Raw genomic sequence first — 25,443 nt, 5'->3', positions numbered from 1 at the left:
GGCTGGCGTCCACACCTCTCTGACGTGGCGGGCCAGCGCCGATCTTGGCGGTTGGTCTCTTTCCGGGGTGCCGTGTCGGGCTGCTGCCGCCCCGTGGCCGGGCTTTCGTCTTCTCGCTTCGCTCGTTCCACCTGTCGTGTGGCATGCGGTTCGTCTGCGGGCCGTTCCGGCCCGGGTACGCGTTCACGATGGGTGTGTTGGGGCGCGTGCTTCCCTCACGGGAGCCTCGGTCGTCACACCCGTCACAGCGCCGGGGGTCGCCCGCGTGGATGTGGCAACCTCGTTGCCACATCCACGCGAGCAACCCCTCTTGCGCCCGCCCGGGGCGGGAAACGGGGAAGAGGGCACCGGAACATCACCGGTGGGTGTCGCGCAGCCGAGCCGGAACGGCCCGCAGAGGATGCTCAGCCCAAGGGCACGGGAAACGAGCGAAGCGAGAAGACGAAACCCCCGCCACGAGGCGGCAGCAGCCCGACACGGCACCCCGGAAAGAGACCAACCGCCAAGATCCGCGCTGGCCCACCACGTCAGAGAGGTGTGCACACCAGCCACCCACCACACCCGCCACCAGCACCCTGAACGCACCCGCCACCCCCCTCCCGTAGCCCGCCCCTACACCCGCACCACCACGACACCAGCCATTCCGCCACGCACGCGGTCACGCGGACTCACCAACCGCCCCGACCGCTGCCCCGCTCGTTCGCGCGCAACGCGCGGTTGGCGAGGCGGAGTTCGTGCAGAGGAAAGGTAGACGAAGCGTGATGAGTTCGTGACGGCCCATCTGTTCAGATGTGGGACATGGGGACTTGTAGGGAGGAGGGGCGTGCTCGAAGATCACCCTTTCAACGGTGATCTGTGGAGAGATGACGAAGTGCAGAAGAACGTACGCCGAACGACCCCCACGTCCCCCACGCCCCCCGCGGCTGCCGCGGCTGTCGCCGCGCTCGCGGCACTGGTGCTGACCGGGTGCGGAGGCGCCTCGGAGGCCGCCGACGACGCGAAGCCGGGCGGCGAGAAGAAGGCGGAGGCTCCCGCCGCTCCCGCCATGTCCCAGGGCGACCTGGAGAAGCTGGCGCTGGCGGAGGGCGACGTCGAGGGCTTCACCGTCGAGAAGGGCGCGGCCGACGACGTGATGCCGCCGCCGAAGGGGGCGAAGGCCGAGCCCGCCGAGTGCGGGCCGTACGTCGACCTGTTCATGAAGACGGCTCCCGGTGAACCCGGCCCGGCGGTGCTCCGTACCGTTTCGGAGAAGCAGGAGACGCCTGCCCTCGACGGTGACGGCGACCTCGACATGGAGGAACTCGAGGCGTTCGAGGACGCGATGGACGACGCGTTCGACGTCCAGGTGGTGCGGGTGGGCGTCGCCGGGTACGGCGGCGACGGTGCCGCCGACGCGATGAAGGAGCTCCGGGACTGGACCGGCGCGTGTCAGGGCGGCTTCGCGGTGGGCCCGCAGAAGCAGGGTGTCACCGACGTGGTGCCGGACGCCCCGGCACAGGGCACCGACGAGGCGACGACGTTCACGGTGACCGTCGACACCGAGGGCAAGAAGATCCCGATGTCCAGGTTCGCCGTCTACCGGGACGGTGACACGGTCGTCACGTTCATGGCGATGAACGGCGCCGCGCTGCTCGGCGAGGGCGGCGGGGACTGGGGAGTCCCGGAGGCCGTGGTCGAGGCGCAGCTCGGCAAGCTGGACTGATCCGGAGGTCGCCCGATGTCGCCCGATGTCGCGCGATGTCGCCCCGCACCCCGTGCGGGGCGACCGCACGCTTCCGGCGGCCGGGCGCGGGCTCAGCCCGCGGAGGCGTCTGCGGCGGCCTGGCGTTCGCCGCGGTCGATGAGGCGGGAGTAGCCGTAGTTGGAGCCGTCCACGGCCACCTGCTTGGCGGGCTCGTCGTCGTCGCCGGCGGGCTTGCCGTCGGTGTGGCCGGAGATGGTGAACAGGCCGTACCGGCCGAGCGAGTTGACGGTGGTGCGGCAGACGACCGTGCGGCAGTACGTGGGCACGTCGCCGCCGGAGAGGGACTCGACGTTCGGCTCGTAGCCGGACTTGACGGCGGAGGCGTCCTTCTCGGAGTCGAAGACCGCGATGCCGAGGGTGAAGGCCAGCCCGTCGCGGACGAAGGTGGCGCGGAACATCTCCCGGCAGTCGTTCTTCTCCAGCACCGGCCCGAGATCGCCCTGGGCGGATGCGGTGCACTTCTTCGTGGAGTCGACGGCCTCGCGGGTGTACTCGCGGCCGTTGACGGTGATCGTCGTGTCCGGGAAGAGCGTGCCCGTGTCGAGGGGTGCCTTGTCCTTCTCCGGGTTCTTCAGGTAGTCCTGCGGCGGAGCGGGCGGCAGCTCCTTCTCGAAGGTGGGCTCCGGCTGCGGGGGGCTCGACGGCAGGTCCTCCGGAGTGGGGAGGGACTGCGACGGCTTGTCCTCCGGGTCGCCGTTCTCGCTGACCACGGCCACCGCGACGATGCCCGCCACCGCGACCGTCGCCAGAGCGCCGCCGCCGATCATCAGCCAGCGCCGTTTACTGGCGCGCTTGCGCTCCGACTCCTCGGCGAGCGCGGCCCAGTCCGGCGTGGATCCCCCCGAACCTCCGGAACCCCCGGCTCCGCCGCGCCCGAACGGATCACCCTGGCTGAAACTCATGCGCCGCATCCTAAGCCGTACTCCGCCGCACGCGTGCGGCGGAGTACGGCGGGACGGTGCGAGGGCCGGTGGGCGGCGCGGGGGCCCGCGGGGTGGCGGTCTACGCGGGTGACGCGAGGGACAGGGCGAACCGCCCGCAGGGGTCCGTCCACCAGTACCGCAGGGCGAGGCCGGCCGCAGCCAGCTCCTCCCGTACGCCCGCCTCGCGGAACTTGGCCGAGACCTCGGTGCGCAGTTCCTCCCCGGCCGCGAAGTCGACCGTCATGTCCAGGGCCGGGATCTTCGCGGTGACCGCGCTCCGCGCGCGCAGTCGCATCTCGATCCATTCGCGTTCCGCGTCCCAGACGGCGACGTGGTCGAAGTCGTCGGGTGCGAAGTCGGCGTCCAGTTCGCGGTTGAGTACGGCGAGCACGTTCCGGTTGAAGGCGGCGGTGACGCCCTGCGCGTCGTCGTAGGCGGCGACCAGGGTCGCCGGGTCCTTGACCAGGTCGGTGCCCAGCAGCAGCGCGTCCTCGTCGCCGAGGAGCGAGCGCACCATGCGGAGGAAGCCGGCGCGTTCCCCGGGCACCAGGTTGCCGAGGGTGCCGCCGAGGAAGGCGATCAGGTGCGGGCCGGGGGTGGCGGGGAGCGCGGGCGCGGTGGAGAAGTCCGCGACCAGGGCGTCCACGGTGAGGCCGGGGTGGTCGGCGAGCAGGGCCTTCCCGGCGCCGGTCAGCGCGGACTCGCTGACGTCCACCGGCACGTAGTGCAGCGGGCCGCCGCGCGCGGTGAGGGCGTCGATGAGGAGGCGGGTCTTCTCGGAGGAGCCGGAGCCCAGTTCCACCAGTGTGCGGGCCCGGGTGACGTCCGCGATCCCGGTGGCGCGGGCCTGGAGGATCTCCCGTTCCGCGCCGGTCGGGTAGTAGACCGCCAGGCGCGTGATCTCCTCGAACAGCTCGCTGCCGCGGGCGTCGTAGAACCACCGCGGCGGCAGCTCCTTCGGCTGCCGCGCGAGGCCCTGTTGCACGTCGGCGCGGAGGGCCGCGGCGGTGGCGTCCGGCGGCAGGGTGCGGGTGAGGGAGAAGGGGCTCACAGTGCGGGCTCCTGTCGCTGGGAACGGCGGGCGTGCTGCGTACGGGCGTCCTGCGGGTGGACGGAGGGGTGGACCGGGCGGTCCCCGGCGCGCTCGTCGAGCGGGGTGAGGTGGACTGCGGACGGGTCGCCGGTGAGCAGATGGCGGTCGGGCACGGTCGCCCAGCGCGGGTCGTCGTCGTACGGCTCGGACGCCACGACGAGGGAGTGGTCGCCGAGGTGCAGGTACCACAGCTCGTCGCCCCACGCGGTGGCGGCGATCGTGCGGCCGTCGGTGAGGAGGAAGTTGAGCCGGGAGGTGGGGGCCGCCGCGGCGAGGTCACGCGTGACGCCTGCGAGAGCGCCGGCGAGGGCGTCGTCGCCCGGGTCGCTCCCGGAGGACCGGAGCCGGTGCTGGATCAGCGCCCAGGCGAGCGCGGAGTCGCAGCGTGCCTCCAGGGCGAGCAGTTCGGTGGCGGGGAGGGTGGCGGCCGGGCCGGCGACGGAGGCGGGCCAGCCGTCCAGGGCGCCGTTGTGGCTGAACAGCCACGACCCGGCGGCGTACGGGGCGGCGGCCGACTCGTCGGCGACGCAGCCCTCGGTGATGTCGCGGACCGCGGCCAGCACGGCGTGCGAGCGGACCACCCGGCACAGGTCCTGGAACGACGGGTCGCCCCACACCGGCCCGGAGCGGCGGTAGCGGGCGGGCACCGGGTCGTCGGGTGCGTACCAGCCGGCGCCGAAGCCGTCGGCGTTGACGGTCCCGTACCGCTGCCGGCGCGGGGCCCAGGACTGCCTGTACAGCGAGTGGGCGGGTGCCAGCAGCACCTCGCGCAGGGCGACCGGCGGCCCGAGATAGGCGAGGTGACGGCACATCAGGCGGTCACCTCCCCGCCGTCGGCACGGGGGCTCGCGTCGCGCGCGGTGCGGAAACCGGAGAAGATCTGCCGCCGCACCGGGTGGTCCCAGTTGCGGAACGTGCCCCGGCAGGCGACGCCGTCCACGGCGAACGACCCGCCGCGCAGCACCTTGTAGTCGCCGCCGAAGAACACCTCGGAGTACTCGCGGTACGGGAACGCGCGGAAGCCCGGGTGCGGCAGGAAGTCCGACGCCGTCCACTCCCACACGTCGCCCATCAACTGCCGTACGCCCAGCGGGGACGCGCCCTCGGGGTAGGCGCCCGCGGGTGCGGGACGCAGGTGCCGCTGACCGAGGTTGGCGTGCTGCGGGCCGGGGTCGGCGTCGCCCCACGGGTAGCGGCGTGACCGGCCGGTCGCCGGGTCGTGGCGGGCGGCCTTCTCCCACTCGGCCTCGGTGGGCAGTCGTCGCCCGGCCCAGCGGGCGTACGCGTCGGCCTCGTACCAGCACACGTGCAGCACGGGCTCCTCGGGCGGCACGGGTTCGGTGACGCCGAACCGGTCGCGCAGCCACTGGCCGCCCGCCCGGGACCAGAACCGGGGTGCGTACAGGCCGTGCCGCCGTACGTGCTCCCAGCCGGCCTCCGTCCACCAGCGGGGGTCGTCGTAGCCGCCGTCCTCCAGGAAGCGGGCGTAGGCGGCGTTGGTCACCGGCAGGGTGTCCAGGAAGAACGCCGGAACGTTCCTGCGGTGGGCGGGGCGTTCGTTGTCCAGGGCCCAGGGCTCGGTGTCCGTGCCCATGACGAACGGACCGCCCGGGACGAGCACCTCGGGCGGGAGGAGCGCCGCGTCGCCCGGTGCGGGGGGCGGCTCGGGAGCGGTCAGCGCCGCCGGGCCGCGCCGCAGCTGGTGGGTGATCAGCATCGTCTCGTCGTGCTGCTGCTCGTGCTGGGCGATCATGCCGAACGCGAAGCCGCCGTCCAGCAGACCGGTGCCGCGCAGCGGGCTGGCCTCCAGCACGTCCAGCGCCCGGCCGCGTACCTCGGCAACGTAGGCGCGTGCCTCGGCGGGGGAGAGCAGCGGCAGGGAGGGGCGCGCGGCGCGCGGGTGCTCGAAGGCGTCGTACAGCGGGTCGATGTCGGGCCGGATGGCGTCCCGCCCGCCCACGGCGCGGAGCAGCCACTGCTCCTCCTGGTTGCCGATGTGCGCCAGGTCCCAGACCAGCGGGGACATCAACGGGGAGTGCTGCGCCGTCAGGTCGTCTTCGTCGACGCAGCCGGTCAGCCCGGTGGTGCGGGCGCGGGCCGCGAGCAGCGTCTCCAGGGCCCGGGCGCGGAGCACCTCGGGGTCGTACGGGACCGTCCGGTCCTCGGCGGTGGTCATGAGCGGCTCTCCCTCGGTACGTCCGTGGTGGTGCCGACGGGGTCTGCGGGGTCTACGGGGTCTGCGAGAACGGCGGGACGGGCGGTGCGCGGGGAGGCCGGGGGCCGCGGGCGCCCCGCGTCCAGCACGTCGTCGGCGGGGCACCGGCCCCGCTCGACGTACCGCTCGCGGAACCGGTCGACGGCCGCCAGCACCTCCGGCCCGGCGCCGAGGCGGGGCAGCGCCTCGCGGGCGGCGGCGAAGCAGGCGCGGGCGGCGGCGTGCAGCTCCGGGTCGGTGAGCCCGTACCGCGCGGCGCGCCGCCACAGCGGGTTGCGCGGCGCGGGCGAGGGCCCGGCCGTGTCCCCCAGGGGCTTCACCGTGCGGTAGACGCTCTCGGCGGCGGCCGGATCGTCGAACAGCGCCGTGGTCACCGCCGTCGGCACGATCCAGCCGTCGTCACCGGGCTGGGCGTCGATCATCCGCAGTTCCAGGTGCCCGCGCGGCCGCACGGGCGGGAACAGCGTCGTCAGGTGGTAGTCGAGATCCTCCACGGTGGGCGGCCGCGGACCGGCTCCGCGCAACCAGGCGCGGAACGAGTAGCCGCAGTCCGCCGGGATGTCCCACGGCTCGTCCGGCTCCGCCGCCCGGACGCACAGCACGGGGGCGTCCAGCGCGTAGGCGGTCCAGGCGGCGCGCGGGTCGCGGCCGGGCGCGGGGGCGAGGGTGCGGCCGTTGTCGATCGCCGCCCACACGGCCTGCCGGGTCGACCGCCAGCCGGTGCGCCGCCCCCGGTGCAGCGGAGAGTTGGCGAACGCGGCGACCAGAACGGCGCCCAGCAGGTGCGCCAGCAGCCAGCGGCGGGCGTACCCGAGCGGGCCGGGCTCCTCCGTGCCCGCGTCCACGCAGACCTGCACGGACGCCGAGCTGCACATCATGGCCCGCCCGGCCGGTCCGGAGCGGTCGAAGTACGCCTCCATCGCCCGGTAGCGCGGCAGGTCCAGCAGGCGCCGGGGCGGTCGGTACGGATCGAGTCCGTGACCGACGAGGGCGAGGCCGTGCTCGCCCAGCCGCGCGCGCACGGCGGCCAGGTCCGTGCGGAGGGACCGGAGACAGGTGGTGAGGGAGTCCGCGGGCAGCGAGCTGAGCTCGATCTGGCCGCCGGGCTCGACGGTGAGCGCGGAGCGCAGCGGCGTGGCGCGGAGAGCGGCGTAGGCGGTCTCGAACCGGGCCGGGTCGAGGGCGGTGCGGTCCAGCGGTGGGCGGTCGCCCTGCCGGTCGGGGGGCGTGCGGCCGGGGGGCGTGCGATCGGGAGGCGTGCGATCGGGCGGGCGGTCGACCGGCTCGCGTGCGGGGGTCGTGGCGGCGCGCGGGTGCGGGCGTCGGGAGCCGGTGCGCCCCGGCGGAGGGGCGTGCACGTCGTGCACCAGCCATTCGAGCTCGACGCCGAGACGGCGGGGCGGGCCGGTCTTGAAGCAGATGCCCCGGATGTGGGCCGCGGCCTCGGACTCGGTGAGCGGGTCTCCACTCGGGACGGGATGCGCACGGGCCACGGGGGCTCCCCTCGCAGGTGAACGGTTCGCGGTGGCGTACGGCGTTCGTGGTGCGGGTCGCGGACGGTCACCGGCCGGCGCCCGTCCTCGGTCATCGTATGGCGGTTCCCCCTCGCCCGCGACGGCACACTTCCCGCCGCGCGGGACCGCCGATTCCGGCCCCTCCCGTCCGCCCGCCGTGTCCGCCCGCGCGTCCGGCGGGCCGGGTCGGGCGGCGCGTTCCGCGGTGTGCGCCCGGCTGGGCACGTCGGCCGGGAACCGGTGCTCCGCGTCGGTGCCGGGCGGGAATCTCGCGCGGGAGCGGGGAAGGGGCGGCATCCGCCCTTACATGACAGCGCTCAGTCGTGGGGCACGGGACTCTCCGGGACGGCCCCCACAGCCGCGGAGGGTCAGCTCCGGGTGGCGGCCAGGCGGGTGACGGCCTCGGAGAGGATCTCCGGAGTCGTCCCGAAGTTGAGGCGGACGTGTCCGGCGCCCGGGGTGCCGAAGACGTGGCCCGGCACGACGGCGACCCGGCCCCGTTCCCGGAACGCCGCGGCTGGATCGTCGCCGAGGCCCAGTGCCGCGCAGTCCAGCCAGGCCAGGAACGTGCCCTCCGGCTCCCGCCACCGCACGTCCGGCAGCCGCTCGGCCAGCAGGTCCGCGAGCAGGGCGCGGTTCGCCGCCAGCCCGTCGAGCAGGGAGTCCAGCCAGGCTCCGCCGTCCCGCAGCGCGGCCACGTGCGCGAGCACGCCGAAGTGCGAGGCGCCGTTCTCCACCTCGGCGGGCATCCGGGCCAGGTCGTCGGCCGCCGCCTCGCGGGCCACCGCGACGGCGGCCTTGAGACCGGCCAGGTTCCACGCCTTGGAGGCCGAGTACAGCGCGAAGCCGCGTTCCGCGCCCGGCACGGTCAGATAGGGGGTGAACGTCGCGCCCGCCGGGACCAGCGGGGCGTGGATCTCGTCCGCGATCACCCGCACGCCGTGCGTCTCGGCGAGCCGCGCCACGGCGGCCAGCTCGTCCGCCGTGTGCACCGTGCCGGTCGGGTTGTGCGGGCTGGACAGGAGGTACGCGGCGCGGCCCCCGCCCGTGACGGCGGTGCGGAACGCCGCGTCCAGCACGTCGAGATCCAGTCGCCCGTCCGCGCCCAGCGGGGCCTCGACCAGCCGGCGCCCGAGCCGGGCCACGGTCTGGAAGAACGGCGTGTACACCGGCGGACTCAGCACCACCGCATCGCCCGGACGGGTGACCAGCCGCAGCAGCTCGGCCGCGCCCTGCATCACGTCCGGCACCAGCCGGACCCGGTCGGCCGGTACGCGCCATCCCCACCGCTTCGCGGCGAAGCCGTCCAGCGCCGCCGCGTAGGGGCCCGGCCCCTCCGCGTACCCGGTGTCGCCCAGGTCCACGGCCTCGCGCAGCGCCCGCGCGATCGGCTCGGCGAGCGGCACGTCCATCTCGGCCACCCACAGGGGCAGCACGTCCGCGGGATGGGTGCGCCACTTCGTGCTCGTGCGGCGGCGCAGCTCCGTCAGGGAGCACTGCACCAGCGGGTCGGTCCGTATCGCGTCGGTGTCCGTCACGGGCCTCACGGTAAATCGGTTGGCCGTGTGGGGACAGACGGCCAGAATCGGCCGGATGGGACACGTCGAGGCCGCACATGTGGAGTACTTCCTTCCGGACGGGAGGATGCTGCTCGCCGACGCCTCGTTCCGCGTCGGTGAGGGCGCGTCGGTCGCGCTGGTCGGGGCGAACGGCGCCGGCAAGACGACCCTGCTGCGCCTGATCTCCGGCGAGCTCACCCCGCACGGCGGCACGGTCACCGTCTCCGGCGGACTCGGCGTGATGCCGCAGTTCGTCGGGTCGGTCAGGGACGACCGGACCGTGCGCGACCTGCTGGTCTCCGTCTCCCCGCCCCGCATCCGCACCGCCGCCCGCGCCGTGGACGAGGCGGAGCACGCGATCATGACCGTGGACGACGAGGCCGCGCAGATGGCGTACGCGCAGGCGCTCGCCGACTGGGCCGAGGCGCAGGGCTACGAGGCCGAGACGCTGTGGGACGTGTGCACCACCGCCGCCCTGGGCGTGCCGTACGAGAAGGCGCAGTGGCGCAAGGTGACCACGCTCTCCGGCGGTGAGCAGAAGCGCCTCGTCCTGGAGCTGCTGCTGCGCGGTACCGAGGAGGTGCTGCTGCTCGACGAGCCGGACAACTACCTCGACGTCCCCGGCAAGCGCTGGCTGGAGGAGCAGCTCCGCGAGACCCGCAAGACGGTGCTCTTCGTCTCCCACGACCGGGAGCTGCTGGCCCGCGCCGCGGACAAGATCGTCAGCGTGGAGCCCAGCCCGGCCGGCAGTGACGTGTGGGTGCACGGCGGCGGCTTCGGCACGTACCACGCGGCGCGGCGCGAGCGGTTCGCCCGCTTCGAGGAGCTGCGCCGCCGCTGGGACGAGCAGCACGCCCAGCTCAAGCGGCTCGTGAACATGTACAAGCAGAAGGCGGCCTTCAACTCCGACATGGCCTCCCGTCTCCAGGCCGCCCGCACCCGGCTGCGGAAGTTCGAGGAGGCCGGACCGCCGCAGGAGCCCCCGCGCGAGCAGGACATCCGGATGCGGCTGCGCGGCGGCCGCACCGGCGTACGCGCGGTCACCTGTGAGCAGCTGGAGCTGACCGGGCTGATGCAGCCGTTCGACCTGGAGGTCTTCTACGGCGAGCGGGTCGCCGTGCTCGGGTCGAACGGTTCCGGCAAGTCGCACTTCCTGCGGCTGCTCGCCGGGGACCCCGAGCACCCGGTCTCCCACACGGGGCGCTGGCGGCTGGGCGCCCGGGTCGTCCCGGGGCACTTCGCGCAGACCCACGCGCATCCGGAGCTTCAGGGGCGCCGGCTGCGGGACATCCTGTGGGAGGAGCACGCCCGCGACCGGGGCACGGCGATGAACGCGCTGCGCCGGTACGAGCTGACGGCGCAGGCCGAGCAGCCCTTCGACAAGCTGTCCGGCGGGCAGCAGGCCCGCTTCCAGATCCTGCTGCTGGAGCTGGCGGGCACGACGGCGCTGCTGCTGGACGAGCCGACCGACAACCTGGACCTGGAGAGCGCGGAGGCCCTGCAGGAAGGGCTGGAGCGCTACGAGGGAACGGTGCTGGCCGTCACGCACGACCGCTGGTTCGCCCGCTCCTTCGACCGCTTCCTGGTCTTCGGCTCCGACGGCCGCCTGCGGGAGGCGCCGGAGCCCGTCTGGGACGAGGCCCGCGTCGCGCGGGCGCGGTAGGCCCGCGCCGTGAGCGCCGACGGGCGGCGTCGCAGCCCCTTCCGCACGCCGCCCGCAGGCCGCCGCACGGCGAGGAGGACCTGCCGTCCGGCCGCCCCGGCGGAAGCCCGGTGAGCGGGGGCGGAGGGCGTGTGACGGGAGGCGCGGGCGACCGGGCGACGGCACCCGCCGTGGGCGGCTGCGCGGCGTACGCCGTCACCGTGTTTTGACCGCCGTTCGGCGGCCCGGTATTCTGCCAGTTCGTTGTGTGTATTGGCTTGCTCATTCTCACGTGAGGGGCTCTTACACCGGCCACACCCGCCGGTCACCGGCGACCGCACTCCCGGACTGCGTCAACCGCGTGCGGTCAGCGCTGTCGTGACCTGCACAGGTGGCCCTGTCAGGACCCGTCCCCACGGCCTAGCGGCCGGGGGAGACCACAGTTCACTGAAGAAGCGAAGGCCAATACCGTGCGTACGTACAGCCCCAAGCCCGGCGACGTTCAGCGCCAGTGGCACGTCATCGACGCCCGCGACGTCGTCCTGGGCCGGCTCGCCACTCAGGCCGCCACCCTTCTGCGGGGTAAGCACAAGCCGGTTTACGCGCCCCACGTCGACACTGGTGACTTCGTCATCGTCATCAACGCCGACAAGGTGCACCTGTCCGGCAACAAGCGGACCCAGAAGATGGCCTACCGCCACTCCGGCTACCCGGGCGGTCTGCGGTCCGTCCGCTACGACGAGCTGCTGGAGAAGAACCCCGAGAAGGCCGTCGAGAAGGCCGTCAAGGGCATGCTCCCGAAGAACACCCTGGGCCGCCAGATGCTCTCGAAGCTGAAGGTCTACGCGGGTGACCAGCACCCGCACGCGGCCCAGCAGCCCGTTCCGTTCGAGATCAGCCAGGTCGCGCAGTAAGTCCGGCCACCCCTTACGACGAAGAGAATCTGAGGAGAATCGTGGCCGAGACCACCCCTGAGGCCCCTGTCGAGGACGTGCAGGAGTACACCACCGAGACCCCCGAGGCCCCGGCGGAGTACACCTCCGAGTCCCTGGCGTCCAGCTTCGGCGAGCCGCAGCCGGCCGCCGGCACCGGCCGCCGCAAGAACGCCATCGCCCGCGTCCGGATCATCCCGGGCAGCGGCAAGTGGAAGATCAACGGTCGCACCCTCGAGGGCTACTTCCCCAACAAGGTGCACCAGCAGGAAGTCAACGAGCCCTTCAAGGTGCTCGAGCTCGACGACCGCTACGACGTCGTGGCCCGCATCGCGGGCGGCGGCATCTCCGGTCAGGCCGGTGCGCTGCGCCTCGGCGTGGCCCGTGCCCTCAACGAGGCGGACGTGGACAACAACCGCGGCCCGCTCAAGAAGGCCGGCTTCCTGACCCGTGACGCCCGCGCCGTCGAGCGCAAGAAGGCCGGTCTGAAGAAGGCCCGCAAGGGCACGCAGTACAGCAAGCGCTGACGCCCGCGCTGGCTGGAGCCGCCCTGCAGACGCCCCGTCGGCACCTCGGTGCCGACGGGGCGTCCGTCGTACGGGCGAACGGCCGGGGCGCGCGACGGAGGCGACGGGGCGGACATCGGACATCGGTGGCGGAGCGGCGAGGCTCCGGCACCGCGAACGCGGAGGAACACACGTGGGACGACTCTTCGGTACGGACGGGGTGCGCGGCGTCGCCAACGAGGACCTGACGGCCGAGATGGCACTCGGCCTGTCGGTCGCGGCGGCGCACGTGCTCGCCGAGGCGGGGACGTTCGAGGGGCACCGCCCGGTGGCGGTGGTCGGACGGGACCCGCGTGCGTCCGGGGAGTTCCTGGAGGCCGCCGTGGTGGCCGGGCTGGCCAGCGCCGGCGTCGACGTGCTGCGGGTCGGCGTGCTGCCGACGCCCGCGGTCGCCTACCTCACCGGTTCGCTCGGCGCGGACCTCGGCGTGATGCTCTCCGCCAGCCACAACCCGATGCCGGACAACGGCGTCAAGTTCTTCGCGCGCGGCGGTCACAAGCTCGCGGACGAGCTCGAGGACCGCATCGAGTCCCGCTACCGCGAGCACGCTTCCGGCGAGCCGTGGGACCGCCCCACCGGGGCCGGCGTGGGCCGCGTCCGGGACTACGACGAGGGCTTCGACAACTACGTCGCCCACCTCGTCGGCGTGCTCCCCAACCGCCTCGACGGCCTCAAGGTCGTCATCGACGGCGCGCACGGCGCGGCCGCCCGCGTCTCGCCCGAGGCGTTCGCCCGGGCCGGGGCGGAGGTCGTCGTCACGCTCGGCACCGAGCCCGACGGCCTCAACATCAACGACGAGTGCGGCTCCACGCACCTGGACGGCCTGCGCGCCGCCGTCGCCGCGCACGGCGCGGACCTGGGCGTCGCGCACGACGGCGACGCCGACCGCTGCCTGGCCGTCGACGCCGACGGCAACGAGATCGACGGCGACCAGATCCTCGCCGTCCTCGGCCTCGCCATGAAGGAGGCCGGCACTCTCCGCGGCGGGACCGTGGTCGCGACCGTCATGTCCAACCTCGGCTTCAAGCTGGCGATGAAGCGGGAGGGCGTCGAACTCGTCCAGACCGCCGTCGGTGACCGCTACGTGCTGGAGGAGATGAAGCGGAACGGCTTCTCGCTGGGTGGCGAGCAGTCCGGCCACGTCATCGTCCTGGACCACGCCACCACCGGCGACGGCACGCTGACCGGCCTGCTGCTGGCCGCCCGCGTCGCGGCCACCGGCCGTACGCTGACCGACCTCGCGTCCGTCATGGAACGGCTTCCGCAGGTGCTGGTCAACGTGCGGGACGTGGACAAGTCCCGCGTCGGCACGTCGGCCGAGCTCGCGACGGCCGTCCAGGAGGCCGAGCGCGAGCTGGGCGAGACGGGGCGCGTGCTGCTGCGGTCCTCCGGCACGGAGCCGCTGGTGCGCGTCATGGTCGAGGCTCCCGAGCTGGATGTCGCCCGCGACGTCGCCGACCGTCTCGCCGACGCCGTCAAGCGCTCCCTCGGCTGACGTGTCCGGCTGACGTCTCCGCCTGGCGCCGGGTCACGCCCCCACGCGCGGAGCACGGCGCATCGACCCTCCGGCACCCCCTTCCCGCTCAGCGGGAAGGGGGTGCCGGTCGTCCTACGGCCCTGTGCCGTCCAAGCCCGGCGAGGCGGGCCCGTCGCGGAGGGGGTGTGCGCTTCTGCCCGTAGCCGGCGGCCTGGCGCGCCCGCGACGGCGGCGCTTCGCCCGCGGCGCCCGCCTGGGGCGGGACCGGTCCCCGTTCGGTCGCCCTGCCGCGGGGGCGTGACCGGCCCACGAGGTCATCGGCGCCGCCCGGTTCGCCGCACTGCACCCGGCCTCCCACGCCGTGCCCGGCGGGCTGGACCCGACTCGTCGCCCGGGCCCGCCGGGGCAGCGGCCGTCGCGGGGTGCGCGCAGCCGCGGCGGCAGGGGCGTGACCCGGCGCGGGGGAGCGGTCGGCGTACCTTCTCCCGCCGCCACGCTCGGCCCCTGCGCGGGGCCCGGCGGAACGAGGCGCGCGCTCGGCCCCTCGTGCGTGCCGCCGGACTCTGCCGGGGGCGTGGGTCGGCCGGACCCCGGAGGGGCGAGCGCAAAGGTCGGGCAAATCCGTCTTCGATGAGAAATGTCAGTGGCAGGAGTCACAGTTGTGGAGAGTGGGTGCCACCCGGGCGCCCACGGACCACAAGGGACCACGCCATGAGTTACGCGATCCAGGCCGAGGGCCTGGCCAAGCGGTTCAAGGAGACGGAGGCGCTCGCCGGTGTGGACCTGGCGGCCCGCACCGGGACGGTGCTCGGCCTGCTGGGCCCCAACGGCGCCGGAAAGACGACCGCCGTCCGCATCTTCGCGACACTGCTCCGCCCCGACGCCGGCCGGGCCACGGTCGCCGGTCACGACGTGGTGCGCGAGGCCGGCCTCGTCCGCTCGCTCGTCGGCCTCACCGGCCAGTACGCCGCCGTCGACGAGAACCTCACGGGCACGGAGAACCTGCTCCTCATCGGCCGCCTCCTCGGCATATCGCGGCGTGAGGCGAAGGGGCGGGCCGCCGAGCTCCTGGAGCGGTTCCAGCTGAGCGACGCGGCCGGCCGCGCCGTGAAGACGTTCTCCGGCGGCATGCGCAGGCGCCTCGACCTGGCGGCCAGCCTCGTCGGCAGGCCGCGGATCCTCTTCCTCGACGAGCCGACCACCGGCCTCGACCCGCACAGTCGCGGAGAGCTGTGGGACATGCTGCGCGGCCTGGTGGCCGAGGGCGTCACCGCGCTGCTCACCACCCAGTACCTGGAGGAGGCCGACCGGCTCGCCGACGAGATCGTGGTCATCGACAAGGGCCGCGTCATCGCCGACGGCACGCCCGACGAGCTGAAGTCGGCCGTCGGCGGGCAGGTGCTCCAGCTGCGTCCGGTGCAGGCCTCCGACCTGGCCACCGCCGCCGCCCTGGTCGCCGAGGCGGCCGGTCCGCAGACCCAGATCGAGGGCGAGGTCATCACCGCGCCGGTGATGGATCCGGAGCTGATGCCGGCCGTGGTGCGCCGGCTGGACCAGGAGGGGATCGCCGTCGGAGAGCTGGCGCTGCGCCGCTCCTCCCTGGACGAGGTGTTCCTGGCGCTCACCGGCCACCGTGCCGAGCCGGAGTCGCCCGAGGACGAGGAAGCCGCCGCCGAGGAGTCCCTCGCCGAGCCCGTGGAGAGTGCGTCATGACCGCTGCGACGATCACCGCGCCGCTGACCAAGACCGGCCGGGTGCGTCCGGTGGCCGCGGTGCGGCAGACCGGCACCATGGCCTGGCGGAGCCTGGTCTCGGTGAAGCACAACCCGCTCGAACTGGTCGACTACAGCATCACGCCGATCATGTTCGTGTTCCTGTTCACCTACGTGTTCGGCGGCCAGATGGCCGGTTCGCCGGAGGAGTACCTCCAGTACGCGCTGCCCGGCATCATCGTGCAGAACACCCTGTTCATGTCGATGTACACGGCCATGTCCCTGAACAGCGACCTCACCAAGGGCGTCTTCGACCGGCTGCGCAGCCTGCCCATCGCGCGGTCCGCGCCGCTGTTCGGGCGGATCACCGCCGACCTGGCGAAGCAGCTGTGGGCGATGGTGCTGATGATCGGGCTCGGCGCGGCGCTCGGCTTCCGGATCACCACCGGCGTGGGCGGCTTCCTCGGCGCGGCGCTGTTGCTGATGGTGTTCGCGGCCGCGGTGTCCTGGAGCGCGGTGCTGATCGGGATGCTCGCGGGCGACCCGGAGAAGGTGCAGGTCTTCGCGTTCACGCTGATCTTCCCGATCACCTTCACCTCCAGCGCGTTCGTGCGGGTGGAGACCATGCCGGGCTGGCTCCAGGCCTGGGTGGACATCAACCCGGTGACGCATCTCTCCGACGCGTTCCGCGGGCTGCTGGTCGGCGGCGAGGTCGGCCAGCCGGTGCTGTGGTCGCTGGTGTGGGCGGCGGCGATCGCCGCGGTCTTCATCCCCCTCGCCATGCGCGCCTACCGTTCGCAGGCGTGACGCGCCGACCGCGTGACGCTTCCCTCATTCACGCACGGGCGTGGGGAAAGGGTGTACGCACGCGCGGACTTCCACTACGTTTCCCTCACTCGCGACGCTCCCGGGGGGAGACATGCTCCACGTGCCCATCCCGCGCATGCGGCTGCGCCGCGGCCGTACGGACGTCGCCGGTCCGCCGCCCGGCCCGTACGGCCCCAGCGCGGTCTACGACGAGATCGCCGCCGAACTCCCCGACGAGGACCTGTCGGAGGACCTCGCCGACACCCTCGACCTCTACCGCAGCGGCAGCAAGCCGCGCTGCGAGGAGGCCGAGTACCGGGACCTCATACAGGACGCCGTCGACCGGATGTCGCGCGAGGGGTGACCGGCGGGCGGTCCGCCGCAACGTAGGCTGCTGCGCATGTGCGGAATCGTCGGTTACGTGGGAGGGCAGTCCGCCCTCGATGTGGTCATCGCCGGCCTGCGCCGGCTGGAGTACCGGGGCTACGACTCGGCCGGTGTGGCGGTGCTCGCCGACGGCGGGCTGGCCGCGGCGAAGAAGGCGGGCAAGCTCGCCAACCTGGAGAAGGAGCTGAGCGACCGGCCGCTGCCGAGCGGCCCGGCGGGCGTCGGCCATACGCGCTGGGCCACCCACGGCGGCCCCACCGACGCCAACGCGCATCCGCACCTGGACAACGCCGGGCGCGTCGCCGTCGTGCACAACGGCATCATCGAGAACTTCGCCCAGCTCCGGGAGGAGCTGGCCGAGCGCGGCCACGAGCTGCTGTCCGAGACCGACACCGAGGTCGTCTCGCACCTGCTCGCCGAGTGCTTCTCCGCCAGCGGTGACCTCGCCGAAGCCATGCGGCAGGTGTGCCGTCGTCTGGAGGGGGCGTTCACGCTCGTCGCCGTCTCCGCCGACGACCCGGACGTCGTGGTCGGCGCCCGGCGCAACTCGCCGCTGGTCGTCGGCGTCGGCGACGGCGAGAACTTCCTCGCCTCCGACGTCGCCGCGTTCATCGCCCACACCCGCGAAGCCATCGAGCTGGGGCAGGACCAGGTCGTGGAGCTGCGCCGGGAGGGTGTGACGGTCACCGACTTCGACGGCGCCACCGCGGACGTGCGCCGCTACCACGTCGACTGGGACGCCTCCGCCGCCGAGAAGGGCGGCTACGACTACTTCATGCTGAAGGAGATCGCCGAGCAGCCCAAGGCGGTCGCCGACACCCTGCTCGGCCGCATCGACGCAGCCGGCGAGCTGCGGCTGGACGAGGTGCGCATCCCGGACTCGGTGCTGCGTGAGATCGAGAAGGTCGTCATCGTCGCCTGCGGGACCGCGTTCCACGCCGGAATGATCGCCAAGTACGCGATCGAGCACTGGACGCGCATCCCCTGTGAGACCGAGCTGGCCAGCGAGTTCCGCTACCGCGACCCGATCATGGACTCGCGGACGCTGGTGATCGCCATCAGTCAGTCCGGCGAGACCATGGACACCCTGATGGCCCTGCGGCACGCCCGCGAGCAGGGCGCGAAGGTCCTCGCCATCTGCAACACCAACGGCTCGACGATCCCGCGCGAGTCCGACGCCGTGCTGTACACGCACGCCGGCCCCGAGGTCGCGGTCGCCTCCACGAAGGCCTTCCTCACCCAGCTCGTCGCCTGCTACCTGGTGGCCCTCTACCTGGGCCAGGTGCGCGGCACCAAGTGGGGCGACGAGGTCCTCGCCGTCATCAAGGAACTCTCCGCCATGGGCACCCATGTCGAGGAGGTCCTCACCACCATGGAGCCCGTGCGGGAGCTGGCGCGCGGCCTGGCCGACAAGAACACCGTGCTGTTCCTCGGCCGTCACGTCGGCTACCCCGTCGCCATGGAGGGCGCGCTCAAGCTCAAGGAGCTCGCCTACATGCATGCCGAGGGATTCGCCGCCGGCGAGCTGAAGCACGGGCCGATCGCCCTGATCGAGGAGGACCTGCCGGTCGTCGTGGTGGTCCCGTCTCCGCGCGGCCGTTCCGTCCTGCACGACAAGATCGTGTCCAACATCCAGGAGATCCGCGCCCGCGGCGCCCGCACGATCGTCATCGCCGAGGAGGGCGACGCGACGGTCCGCCCGTACGCAGACCACCTCATCGAGATCCCGCAGACGCCGACCCTGCTCCAGCCGCTGGTCGCCACCGTGCCGCTGCAGGTCTTCGCCTGCGAACTGGCCACCGCCCGCGGTAACGAGGTGGACCAGCCGCGCAACCTGGCGAAGTCCGTGACGGTGGAGTGACGGTCGGCGGGCAGGCATGATCATCGGGGTGGGCATCGACGTCGCGGAGATCGACCGGTTCGCGGCCGCGCTCGAACGCACACCGCAGCTCGCGGACCGGCTCTTCGTCGACGCCGAACGGACGCTGCCGGACGGCGACCCGCGCGGCGTCGCCTCGCTGGCCGCGCGCTTCGCGGCCAAGGAGGCCCTGGCCAAGGCCCTCGGCGCACCGCGGGGCCTGCGCTGGACGGACGCGGAGGTCGTCGTCGCCGCTTCCGGGCAGCCCTCCCTCGTGGTCCGCGGCACCGTCGCCGCCCGCGCCGTCGAACTCGGCGTCCGGCACTGGCACGTGTCCCTCAGCCACGATGCGGGCGTCGCCTCCGCCGTCGTCGTCGCCGAGGGCTGAGCCGGTCCCCCGCACGCGCCGGCTGGGCCGGGCGGGGTGGCATCGAGGGTGCGTGCCGACGCGTCCCAGCGGTCACACTGGGACGCATGAGGACTGCGTACGGCGTGGAGAGTGTGCGGGCGGCCGAGCGGGAGTTGATGGCTCAGCTGCCGGAGGGCGCGCTGATGCGGCGCGCGGCGGCCGGACTGGCGGCGGCCTGCGCGGGCCTGCTGCACCGGACCTACGGTGCGCGCGTAGTGCTGCTCGTCGGCAGCGGCGACAACGGCGGCGACGCGTTGTACGCCGGCGCGCGGCTGGCGCGGCGCGGCGCCGGGGTGACGGCCGTACTCCTCGCACCGGACCGGGCGCACCCCGGCGGACTCGCCGCCTTCCGCGCCGCGGGCGGCCGTACGACGGGCCCGGACGCGGCCGGAACGGCCGTCGCGCGAGCCGACCTGGTCGTGGACGGCATCGTGGGCATCGGCGGCACGGGCGGCCTCCGCCCCGACGCGGAGGCGCTGGTGCGGCGCGTCGAGGAGGCCGGGGTGCCGGTGGTGGCGGTGGACCTGCCCAGCGGGGTGGACGCCGGCAGCGGGGAGGCGCGCGGCGCGGCCGTACGGGCGGCTGCCACCGTGACGTTCGGCGCGTACAAGCCGGGCCTGCTGGTCGACCCGGCCGCCGGGCACGCGGGCGCGCTGCGGCTGGTGGACATCGGCCTCGGCCCGCACCTGCCGGAACGTCCCGAACTGGAGGCGCTCCAGCACCCCGATGTCGCCGCGTTGCTGCCGCGGCCGTCCGCGGAGAGCGACAAGTACCGGCGTGGCGTCGTCGGCCTGGTCGCGGGCTCCGCCCGCTACCCGGGGGCGGCGGTGCTGGCCGTCGCGGGCGCCCTGCACGGCGGCGCCGGCGCGGTGCGGTACGTCGGTCCGGCCGCCGACGACGTGGTGCGGCGGTTCCCGGAGACGCTGGTGTCGGACGCGGCGCCCTCCAAGGCGGGCCGGGTGCAGGCGTGGGTGATCGGGCCGGGGCTCGGTGACGGCTCGGGACCGCGCGGCGCACTGGAGGACGTGCTGGAGTCGGACGTCCCGGTCCTCGTGGACGCGGACGGGCTGCGGCTGCTCGACCCCGCCGCGGTGCGGCGCCGCGAGGCCCCCACCCTGCTCACCCCGCACGCCGGCGAGGCGGCCGCCCTGCTGGGCGCGACCCGCGAGGACGTCGAGGCCGGACGGCTGAGGGCCGTGCGCGAACTGGCGTCCCGGTTCGGCGTGACGGCCCTGCTGAAGGGCTCGACGACCCTGGTCGCCACACCGGACGGCGCCGACCCGGTGCGCGTCAACCCCACCGGCACGCCGCGACTCGCCACGGCGGGGACGGGCGACGTGCTCTCCGGTCTGATCGGCTCGCTGCTGGCGGCGGGCCTCGCTCCGCGTGACGCCGCGGCCTGCGGCGCCTATCTCCACGGACTCGCCGGCCGCCTCGCCCCCACCCCGCCGTCCGCCGGCGACGTCGCCGCCGCCCTCCCCCGAGCCTGGTCCGACGTCGCCTGACCCGCCCCGTGCCGCCCGCCGCGGTTGCTCCCGGCGGGGGAAAGGCGGGCCGCAGCGGGGTGAACGCGGGGAACTCCGCGCACGGCGGACGCGGGGTGCGGGAGGGGTGGGGCGTGCACTCGACGAACCCACGCAAGCGCCCACGTCTCCGCGCGGCCCTGCTGGCCGCCCTGACCGCCCTGCCCCTTGTCCTCGCCGGCGGCGCCGCGACCGCCGCACCCGGCGACGGCCCGATGCCCCGCGGCCATGTGCCCGAGGCCGACCTCGTTCCCGGTTACCCCCTGCCGGAGAAGCAGCCGTACCAGCGGGGCACACCCGACCAGGGCTCCTTCCCGCCGAGCACCGCCGAGGACGGCCCGGCCGGCTCGACCGCCCCGGAGGGCTCCACGCGGGCCCGCCCCACGCCCCGCACGCCGGGCGCCGAGTACGCCGTGCGGAGTTCGCTGATCGAGTACGTGCCGCCGGGCGAGCAGATCCGCGCGGACGAGCCGAAGCCGAAGCTGCCGCCGTGCACCGCGTCGACCGGCCCGTACCAGCTCTTCGTGGAGCGCTACCTGGGGCTGGAGGAGGACGGCGTGCAGTCGAAGGCCGACTGCAGGGCGATCCAGGAGTGGCAGACGAAGGTCGGCATCTACCCCAACAGCGGCTTCGCGGGGCCGGTGACCTGGAAGGTGATGACGCTCCGCTGGGCGCGCGCCCACCCCGAGAAGCTGCGCGGCTGTCCGCGCCGCGAAGGCGTCGTGGCCTGCCTGGACCTGAGCCGTCAGATCATGTGGGTGCGGGACGGGGACCGGATGGTCTACGACCCGGTCCCGATCCGCAGCGGCAAGCCGGGCTACGAGACCCGCACCGGCTGGCACGACGTCTACCTGCGGGTGCGCCACGAGCACTCGACGCTGTACGACTCCCCGATGCCGTTCAGCCAGTACTTCGACGGCGGGCAGGCGCTGCACGGCGTGTACGACGACCTCTACACCGGCCCCGGCTCGCACGGCTGCGTCAACCTCCGCTACGAGGACGCGGAGCGGCTGTGGCAGGTGCTGGGCAAGGGCGACCGGGTCTACGTGTGGGGTGCCAAGCCCGAGCGCTGACGTCGCCGGGAGCCGTCGGGTGCGGCTCCTGAGAGACTGGGCGCGTGAACGACACGGACCTCTCGCCGCTCCCGGCACCGTCCCCGCCGCCGGCGGGCACCAGGCGCGCCCGCGCCGAGATCGACCTCGGCGCGGTGCGCGCCAACGTGCGTGCGCTGCGCGGGTATGCGGCGGGCGGCGCCGGCCTGATGGCCGTGCTGAAGTCCGACGGGTACGGGCACGGCGCCGTGCCGTGTGCCCGGGCCGCACGGCAGGCGGGCGCGTCCTGGCTGGGCACGGCCACCCCCGAGGAGGCGCTTGCGCTGCGTGCGGCGGGTGACACCGGGCGCATCCTGTGCTGGCTGTGGACGCCGGGCGGCCCGTGGCGGGAGGCGATCGAGGCCGACCTTGACGTGTCGGCGAGCGGCCGCTGGGCGCTGGAGGAGGTCCGCGCCGCCGCCCGCGCCTCCGGCGTCACGGCGCGCGTGCAGCTCAAGGCCGACACCGGGCTGGGCCGCAACGGCTGCCAGCCCGCCGACTGGCCGGACCTGGTGTCCGCCGCCCGTGCCGCCGAGGTCGAGGGCACGGTGCGGGTCACCGGCCTCTGGTCGCACTTCGCCTGCGCCGACGAGCCCGGCCACCCCTCCATCGCCCTGCAACTCGCCGCCTTCCGGGAGGCGCTGGCGACCGCCGCCCGGGCCGGGCTGGACCCGGAGGTGCGCCACCTGGCCAATTCGCCGGCCACGCTGACGCTGCCCGCGTCGCACTTCGACCTCGTACGGTCCGGGGTCTCGGTGTACGGCCTGTCGCCGTCGCCGGAGGTGGGCGTCGCCGCGGACCTCGGGCTGCGCCCGGCGATGACGTTCAGCGCGTCGCTGGCGAACGTCAAGCGGGTGCCGGGCGGGCACGGCGTCTCGTACGGGCACACGTACACCACTCCTGGCGCCACGACGCTCGCGCTGGTCCCCACCGGCTATGCCGACGGCGTGCCCCGGCACGCCTCGGGCACCGGGCCGGTGCTGGTCGCCGGGAAGCTGCGGACGGTGGCCGGGCGGGTGGCCATGGACCAGTTCGTCGTCGACCTCGGCGGGGACAGCGCGCAGGTGGGGGACGAGGCGGTGCTCTTCGGGCCCGGCGACCGTGGCGAGCCGACCGCCGAGGACTGGGCCCGTGCGGTGGGCACCATCGGGTACGAGATCGTCACCCGCATCGGCACCCGCGTGCCCCGCGTGCACGTGCACGCCCAGGCGCCGGAGGCCGCCGAGCCGGGCGCGACCGAGCCGGTCGGGGGCTGAGGGCGATGGCCGAGGGGGCGGGGGGCGCCGTCGTGCGCCCGGCGGGCTGGGCGCGCCGGGCCGGCATCGCGGGCGCGGTGGTCGGCGTGGTCGCCGCCGGGTTCGCGGCGGAGCGGCTGACGGTCAACCGGGCCGTACGCCGCCGCGCGCGGCTCGCCCTGGACGCCTCCGGCCCGTACGGCACGCTGCGGGGCGCCCCCGGCACGGCGTGGACGGACGACGGCGTGGAGCTCCACTACGAGACCGACGAGCCGGACTCGCCGGTCCCGGGCGCCCCCACGGTGGTCTTCACCCACGGCTACTGCCTGGACCAGGACTCCTGGCACTTCCAGCGCGCCGCGCTCCGCGCCGCCGGCACGCACCGGTGCGTCTACTGGGACCAGCGCGGCCACGGCCGGTCCGGCCGCGGCGCGGAAGGACGCCCGGTGAGCATCGACCGGCTCGGCCACGACCTGCGGGCCGTCCTGGACGCGGCCGTTCCGGACGGGCCGGTGGTGCTGGTCGGCCACTCCATGGGCGGCATGTCGGTCATGGCGCTGGCCGAGCACCACGCGGAGTACGTCGCCGCGCGGGTGGCCGGCGTGGCGTTGCTCAGCACCTCGGCGGGCGAACTGGGCGAGGTCACCTACGGGCTGCCGGCCGCCGGGGTGCGCGCCGCGCGGCGGCTGGCGCCGGGGATGCTGCGGGCGATGGCGGCGCAGAGCGCTCTGGTGGAACGCGGCCGGCAGGCGGCCTCCGACGCCTTCGCCTCCCTGGTGCGCCGCTACTCCTTCGGCAGTCCGGCGGACGCGGACCCGGCGGTGGCCCGGTTCGTGGAGCGGATGATCGAGTCGGTGCCGGTCGATGTGGTCGCCGAGTTCTATCCCGCCTTCGCCGCTCACGAGAAGACGACGGCGCTCGCGGCCTTCGGGCACGTCCCGGCGCTGGTGCTGGCGGGCGACCGCGACCAGCTCACGCCGTTCCCGCACAGCGAGCGCATCGCCGCCGCGCTGCCCGCCGGGACGACGGAGCTGGTGGCCGTGGAGGAGGCCGGGCACCTGGTTCCGCTGGAGCGGCCCGAGGTGGTCGACGCGCACCTCGCCGCGCTGCTGGCGCGTACCATCCGGACCCATGGAAGCACCGCAGCACAGCGCCCCCCGGCCGCACGCCGTCCGGGCCGCGCACACCGTCGAGATCGAGACCGCTGACCGGATGCGGGAGCTGGGCCGGCGGCTGGCGAAGCTGCTGCGGGCCGGCGATCTGGTGCTGCTGACCGGCGAGCTGGGGGCGGGCAAGACCACGCTGGCGCGCGGCCTCGGCGAGGGGCTGGGCGTACGCGGCGCGGTGACCTCGCCGACGTTCGTGATCGCGCGTGTCCACCCCTCGCTCTCCGACGGGCCGCCTCTGGTGCACGTGGACGCGTACCGGCTGGGCGGCGGCCTGGAGGAGATGGAGGACCTCGACCTCGACGTCTCGCTGCCGGAGTCTGTGGTGGTCGTGGAGTGGGGCGAGGGCAAGGTCGAGGAGCTGACCGACGACCGGCTGCACGTCGTCATCGCACGCGCGCTGGGCGCCGAGGCGGAGGGGGCGGACGCCGGGGCGGACGACGTGCGCCGGGTCGCCGTCACCGCGGTGGGCGGGCGCTGGTCGGGGGAGGACCTGACCCTCCTGGGCTGAACGGGCGACGTGCACCCGGTGAAGGTTTCCGACAACGCGTCGGGAAGAGGTTGCGCAGGTGGGCGCGCCCGTGGTCCCATGGAGGCCCAGAGCTGGTTAGGTCAGCCTAACTTCCGGAGGTGTCCATGTCGGCAGAGGAGCGGGTCCGCCCCCGTGCGTGGCACCAGTCGCCGTCCATGAGCGAGCTGCTCGCGTCGTGCGCGGCCGCCGACGCGGTCTCCCGGCCGCCGCGCACGCCCGACGCCCCTGCGGCGGAAGCCGAGCAGGAGGCGGGCACCGCGCGTCCCGCCGTGCCGCAGGTGCGTCGCGACGCGGCCTGAGCGTCGCCCGTACGGGTGGTTTCCACCTGTCCCCGCGCAGGTGCTCCCCGCGCCTGCGGTGCCCGCGCCGCCGCCCGCGCCCGCGCCGTCAGGGAACGACGACCACCGGGGTGCCCGGGGTGGCGAACCGCCACATGGCCTCGCCGTCCGCGGTGCGTTCCCGGATGCCGCCGGTCTTCTTCGCCGGGTCCAGCTCCGGACGGGAGCCGTCCGCCGCGGCGCTGAAGCCCACGACCGTCCCGTCCGCGTACCCGAAGATCACCACGTTCTCGATCGGCACGCCGTCGGTTCCGGTGACCTGCGCCGTGCGCGAGGTCACCTCGTACGCGTCCGGCTCCGGGTCCACCGTGCCCGGCCAGACCTCGTACGTGCGGGAGACCCGTTCGTTGGCGCCCACCAGCCACACGCGGTCGCGCCGCAGCGAGTAGACGACGCGCTCCCCGGTGCCGGAGTCGGCGGGCAGGGCGCGTTCGGACTCCTTGCGGTCCAGGGCGGACGCGCTGGGGGTGGGGGAGCCGTTCGCCCCGGTGCTCGGGCCGTTCGGGGTCGTGCGCCCGTCGTCCTGGGCCGCGGCCGCCTGGTAGGCGAGGAAGGACACCACGGCGAAGGCGAGCGCGGTGAGAACCGCGACGAAACTCCCCGCGCTGCGGCCGCTGTTGCCTGTCACCGGCTGCCACCCTCCGTCTGCCTGCGTTCGCGGCCCGACGTTAGCAGTGCGCGCGGGCGGCGCGCCCCCGGGCGTGGCCGAGCGCCCGGATC

At 74.4% G+C, this 25,443-nt stretch carries 23 protein-coding genes; 16 read left to right on the top strand and 7 right to left on the bottom strand.

Going from position 1 to position 25,443, the window contains the following annotated elements:
- The first annotated feature begins 871 nt into the window (after nucleotides 1–871).
- Nucleotides 872–1,702: a hypothetical protein gene (locus RM572_RS17720; protein WP_311674335.1), complete on the top strand. Its 831-nt coding sequence runs from the start codon at nucleotides 872–874 to the stop codon at nucleotides 1,700–1,702.
- Nucleotides 1,703–1,794: 92 nt separating this feature from the next.
- Here the strand turns inward: RM572_RS17720 and RM572_RS17715 are convergent, their stop codons facing one another.
- From RM572_RS17715 to RM572_RS17690, 6 genes are all read right to left on the bottom strand, one after another.
- A complete protein-coding gene (locus tag RM572_RS17715) occupies nucleotides 1,795–2,646 on the bottom strand; it encodes a hypothetical protein (RefSeq protein WP_311674333.1) in 852 nt (283 codons plus the stop codon).
- 100 nt (nucleotides 2,647–2,746) lie between these two features.
- Entirely contained in the window at nucleotides 2,747–3,718 is a 972-nt protein-coding gene (gene egtD, locus RM572_RS17710; protein ID WP_311674332.1) for an L-histidine N(alpha)-methyltransferase, read from the bottom strand.
- On the bottom strand, nucleotides 3,715–4,572 hold the full coding sequence (egtC, locus tag RM572_RS17705; RefSeq protein ID WP_311674331.1) for an ergothioneine biosynthesis protein EgtC: 858 nt from the start codon (nucleotides 4,570–4,572) through the stop codon (nucleotides 3,715–3,717). The genes egtD and egtC overlap by 4 nt, the downstream gene beginning before the upstream one ends.
- Nucleotides 4,572–5,936 carry an ergothioneine biosynthesis protein EgtB gene (gene egtB / locus RM572_RS17700; RefSeq protein ID WP_311674330.1) on the bottom strand — a complete coding sequence of 455 codons (1,365 nt, stop codon included), beginning with the start codon at nucleotides 5,934–5,936 and terminating at the stop codon, nucleotides 4,572–4,574. The genes egtC and egtB overlap by 1 nt, the downstream gene beginning before the upstream one ends.
- Nucleotides 5,933–7,468 carry an ergothioneine biosynthesis glutamate--cysteine ligase EgtA gene (gene egtA, locus RM572_RS17695; RefSeq protein WP_311674329.1) on the bottom strand — a complete coding sequence of 512 codons (1,536 nt, stop codon included), beginning with the start codon at nucleotides 7,466–7,468 and terminating at the stop codon, nucleotides 5,933–5,935. The genes egtB and egtA overlap by 4 nt, the downstream gene beginning before the upstream one ends.
- Nucleotides 7,469–7,857: 389 nt before the next feature.
- A complete protein-coding gene (locus RM572_RS17690; RefSeq protein ID WP_311674328.1) occupies nucleotides 7,858–9,027 on the bottom strand; it encodes a MalY/PatB family protein in 1,170 nt (389 codons plus the stop codon).
- 55 nt (nucleotides 9,028–9,082) lie between these two features.
- Between RM572_RS17690 and RM572_RS17685 the strand changes: the two genes are divergently transcribed.
- The 15 genes from RM572_RS17685 to RM572_RS17615 all read left to right on the top strand — a co-directional run bounded on the left by RM572_RS17685 (nucleotide 9,083) and on the right by RM572_RS17615 (nucleotide 24,684).
- Nucleotides 9,083–10,711, top strand: coding sequence for an ABC-F family ATP-binding cassette domain-containing protein (locus tag RM572_RS17685; protein ID WP_311674326.1), 1,629 nt, complete (start codon nucleotides 9,083–9,085; stop codon nucleotides 10,709–10,711).
- 449 nt (nucleotides 10,712–11,160) lie between these two features.
- Complete coding sequence (gene rplM / locus RM572_RS17680) at nucleotides 11,161–11,604, top strand: 50S ribosomal protein L13 (RefSeq protein ID WP_311674325.1); 444 nt, start codon at nucleotides 11,161–11,163, stop codon at nucleotides 11,602–11,604.
- A gap of 41 nt (nucleotides 11,605–11,645) precedes the next feature.
- The gene (gene rpsI / locus RM572_RS17675) at nucleotides 11,646–12,149 is read left to right on the top strand and encodes a 30S ribosomal protein S9 (protein WP_027763361.1); all 504 of its coding nucleotides are present in this window, start codon (nucleotides 11,646–11,648) and stop codon (nucleotides 12,147–12,149) included.
- A gap of 172 nt (nucleotides 12,150–12,321) precedes the next feature.
- The gene (gene glmM, locus RM572_RS17670) at nucleotides 12,322–13,683 is read left to right on the top strand and encodes a phosphoglucosamine mutase (protein ID WP_311674324.1); all 1,362 of its coding nucleotides are present in this window, start codon (nucleotides 12,322–12,324) and stop codon (nucleotides 13,681–13,683) included.
- Nucleotides 13,684–14,376: 693 nt separating this feature from the next.
- Entirely contained in the window at nucleotides 14,377–15,378 is a 1,002-nt protein-coding gene (locus RM572_RS17665; RefSeq protein WP_311674323.1) for an ATP-binding cassette domain-containing protein, read from the top strand.
- Nucleotides 15,375–16,184, top strand: coding sequence for an ABC transporter permease (locus RM572_RS17660; RefSeq protein ID WP_311674322.1), 810 nt, complete (start codon nucleotides 15,375–15,377; stop codon nucleotides 16,182–16,184). Before RM572_RS17665 ends, RM572_RS17660 begins: the two co-directional genes overlap by 4 nt.
- 112 nt (nucleotides 16,185–16,296) lie before the next feature.
- The gene (locus RM572_RS17655) at nucleotides 16,297–16,548 is read left to right on the top strand and encodes a hypothetical protein (protein ID WP_311674321.1); all 252 of its coding nucleotides are present in this window, start codon (nucleotides 16,297–16,299) and stop codon (nucleotides 16,546–16,548) included.
- A 36-nt stretch (nucleotides 16,549–16,584) separates the two neighbouring features.
- Nucleotides 16,585–18,432, top strand: coding sequence for a glutamine--fructose-6-phosphate transaminase (isomerizing) (glmS, locus tag RM572_RS17650; RefSeq protein WP_311674320.1), 1,848 nt, complete (start codon nucleotides 16,585–16,587; stop codon nucleotides 18,430–18,432).
- Between the two features lie 16 nt (nucleotides 18,433–18,448).
- Nucleotides 18,449–18,817 carry a holo-ACP synthase gene (locus tag RM572_RS17645; protein ID WP_311674319.1) on the top strand — a complete coding sequence of 123 codons (369 nt, stop codon included), beginning with the start codon at nucleotides 18,449–18,451 and terminating at the stop codon, nucleotides 18,815–18,817.
- Nucleotides 18,818–18,903: 86 nt separating this feature from the next.
- Nucleotides 18,904–20,343, top strand: coding sequence for an NAD(P)H-hydrate dehydratase (locus RM572_RS17640; RefSeq protein ID WP_311674318.1), 1,440 nt, complete (start codon nucleotides 18,904–18,906; stop codon nucleotides 20,341–20,343).
- Nucleotides 20,344–20,456: 113 nt separating this feature from the next.
- Nucleotides 20,457–21,434 carry a L,D-transpeptidase gene (locus RM572_RS17635; RefSeq protein WP_311674317.1) on the top strand — a complete coding sequence of 326 codons (978 nt, stop codon included), beginning with the start codon at nucleotides 20,457–20,459 and terminating at the stop codon, nucleotides 21,432–21,434.
- A gap of 44 nt (nucleotides 21,435–21,478) precedes the next feature.
- Nucleotides 21,479–22,708: an alanine racemase gene (gene alr, locus RM572_RS17630; protein WP_311674316.1), complete on the top strand. Its 1,230-nt coding sequence runs from the start codon at nucleotides 21,479–21,481 to the stop codon at nucleotides 22,706–22,708.
- A 5-nt stretch (nucleotides 22,709–22,713) separates the two neighbouring features.
- Nucleotides 22,714–23,895 carry an alpha/beta fold hydrolase gene (locus RM572_RS17625; RefSeq protein WP_311674315.1) on the top strand — a complete coding sequence of 394 codons (1,182 nt, stop codon included), beginning with the start codon at nucleotides 22,714–22,716 and terminating at the stop codon, nucleotides 23,893–23,895.
- Nucleotides 23,819–24,364: a tRNA (adenosine(37)-N6)-threonylcarbamoyltransferase complex ATPase subunit type 1 TsaE gene (gene tsaE / locus RM572_RS17620; RefSeq protein WP_311674314.1), complete on the top strand. Its 546-nt coding sequence runs from the start codon at nucleotides 23,819–23,821 to the stop codon at nucleotides 24,362–24,364. The genes RM572_RS17625 and tsaE overlap by 77 nt, the downstream gene beginning before the upstream one ends.
- A 125-nt stretch (nucleotides 24,365–24,489) precedes the next feature.
- Nucleotides 24,490–24,684: a hypothetical protein gene (locus RM572_RS17615; protein WP_027763350.1), complete on the top strand. Its 195-nt coding sequence runs from the start codon at nucleotides 24,490–24,492 to the stop codon at nucleotides 24,682–24,684.
- An 88-nt stretch (nucleotides 24,685–24,772) separates the two neighbouring features.
- On the opposite strand, the gene RM572_RS17610 is transcribed toward RM572_RS17615, so the two are convergent.
- The gene (locus tag RM572_RS17610) at nucleotides 24,773–25,351 is read right to left on the bottom strand and encodes a hypothetical protein (RefSeq protein ID WP_311674313.1); all 579 of its coding nucleotides are present in this window, start codon (nucleotides 25,349–25,351) and stop codon (nucleotides 24,773–24,775) included.
- Nucleotides 25,352–25,443: the final 92 nt, after the last annotated feature.

This window comes from Streptomyces hazeniae (assembly GCF_031845485.1).
GTDB classification, from domain to species: domain Bacteria; phylum Actinomycetota; class Actinomycetes; order Streptomycetales; family Streptomycetaceae; genus Streptomyces; species Streptomyces hazeniae.
This window is presented reverse-complemented; position numbering and strand designations above follow the sequence as displayed.

Excerpts from the sequence above, each read along its gene's own strand:
- RM572_RS17715 (WP_311674333.1), bottom strand. The coding sequence starts at position 2,646 with ATGAGTTTCAGCCAGGGTGATCCGTTCGGGCGCGGCGGAGCCGGGGGT.
- RM572_RS17660 (WP_311674322.1), top strand. The coding sequence starts at position 15,375 with ATGACCGCTGCGACGATCACCGCGCCGCTGACCAAGACCGGCCGGGTG.
- glmS (WP_311674320.1), top strand. The coding sequence starts at position 16,585 with ATGTGCGGAATCGTCGGTTACGTGGGAGGGCAGTCCGCCCTCGATGTG.
- RM572_RS17640 (WP_311674318.1), top strand. The coding sequence starts at position 18,904 with ATGAGGACTGCGTACGGCGTGGAGAGTGTGCGGGCGGCCGAGCGGGAG.
- RM572_RS17625 (WP_311674315.1), top strand. The coding sequence starts at position 22,714 with ATGGCCGAGGGGGCGGGGGGCGCCGTCGTGCGCCCGGCGGGCTGGGCG.
- egtB (WP_311674330.1), bottom strand. The coding sequence starts at position 5,936 with ATGACCACCGCCGAGGACCGGACGGTCCCGTACGACCCCGAGGTGCTC.
- RM572_RS17615 (WP_027763350.1), top strand. The coding sequence starts at position 24,490 with ATGTCGGCAGAGGAGCGGGTCCGCCCCCGTGCGTGGCACCAGTCGCCG.
- tsaE (WP_311674314.1), top strand. The coding sequence starts at position 23,819 with ATGGAAGCACCGCAGCACAGCGCCCCCCGGCCGCACGCCGTCCGGGCC.
- RM572_RS17655 (WP_311674321.1), top strand. The coding sequence starts at position 16,297 with ATGCTCCACGTGCCCATCCCGCGCATGCGGCTGCGCCGCGGCCGTACG.
- egtC (WP_311674331.1), bottom strand. The coding sequence starts at position 4,572 with ATGTGCCGTCACCTCGCCTATCTCGGGCCGCCGGTCGCCCTGCGCGAG.
- RM572_RS17645 (WP_311674319.1), top strand. The coding sequence starts at position 18,449 with ATGATCATCGGGGTGGGCATCGACGTCGCGGAGATCGACCGGTTCGCG.
- RM572_RS17665 (WP_311674323.1), top strand. The coding sequence starts at position 14,377 with ATGAGTTACGCGATCCAGGCCGAGGGCCTGGCCAAGCGGTTCAAGGAG.
- RM572_RS17685 (WP_311674326.1), top strand. The coding sequence starts at position 9,083 with ATGGGACACGTCGAGGCCGCACATGTGGAGTACTTCCTTCCGGACGGG.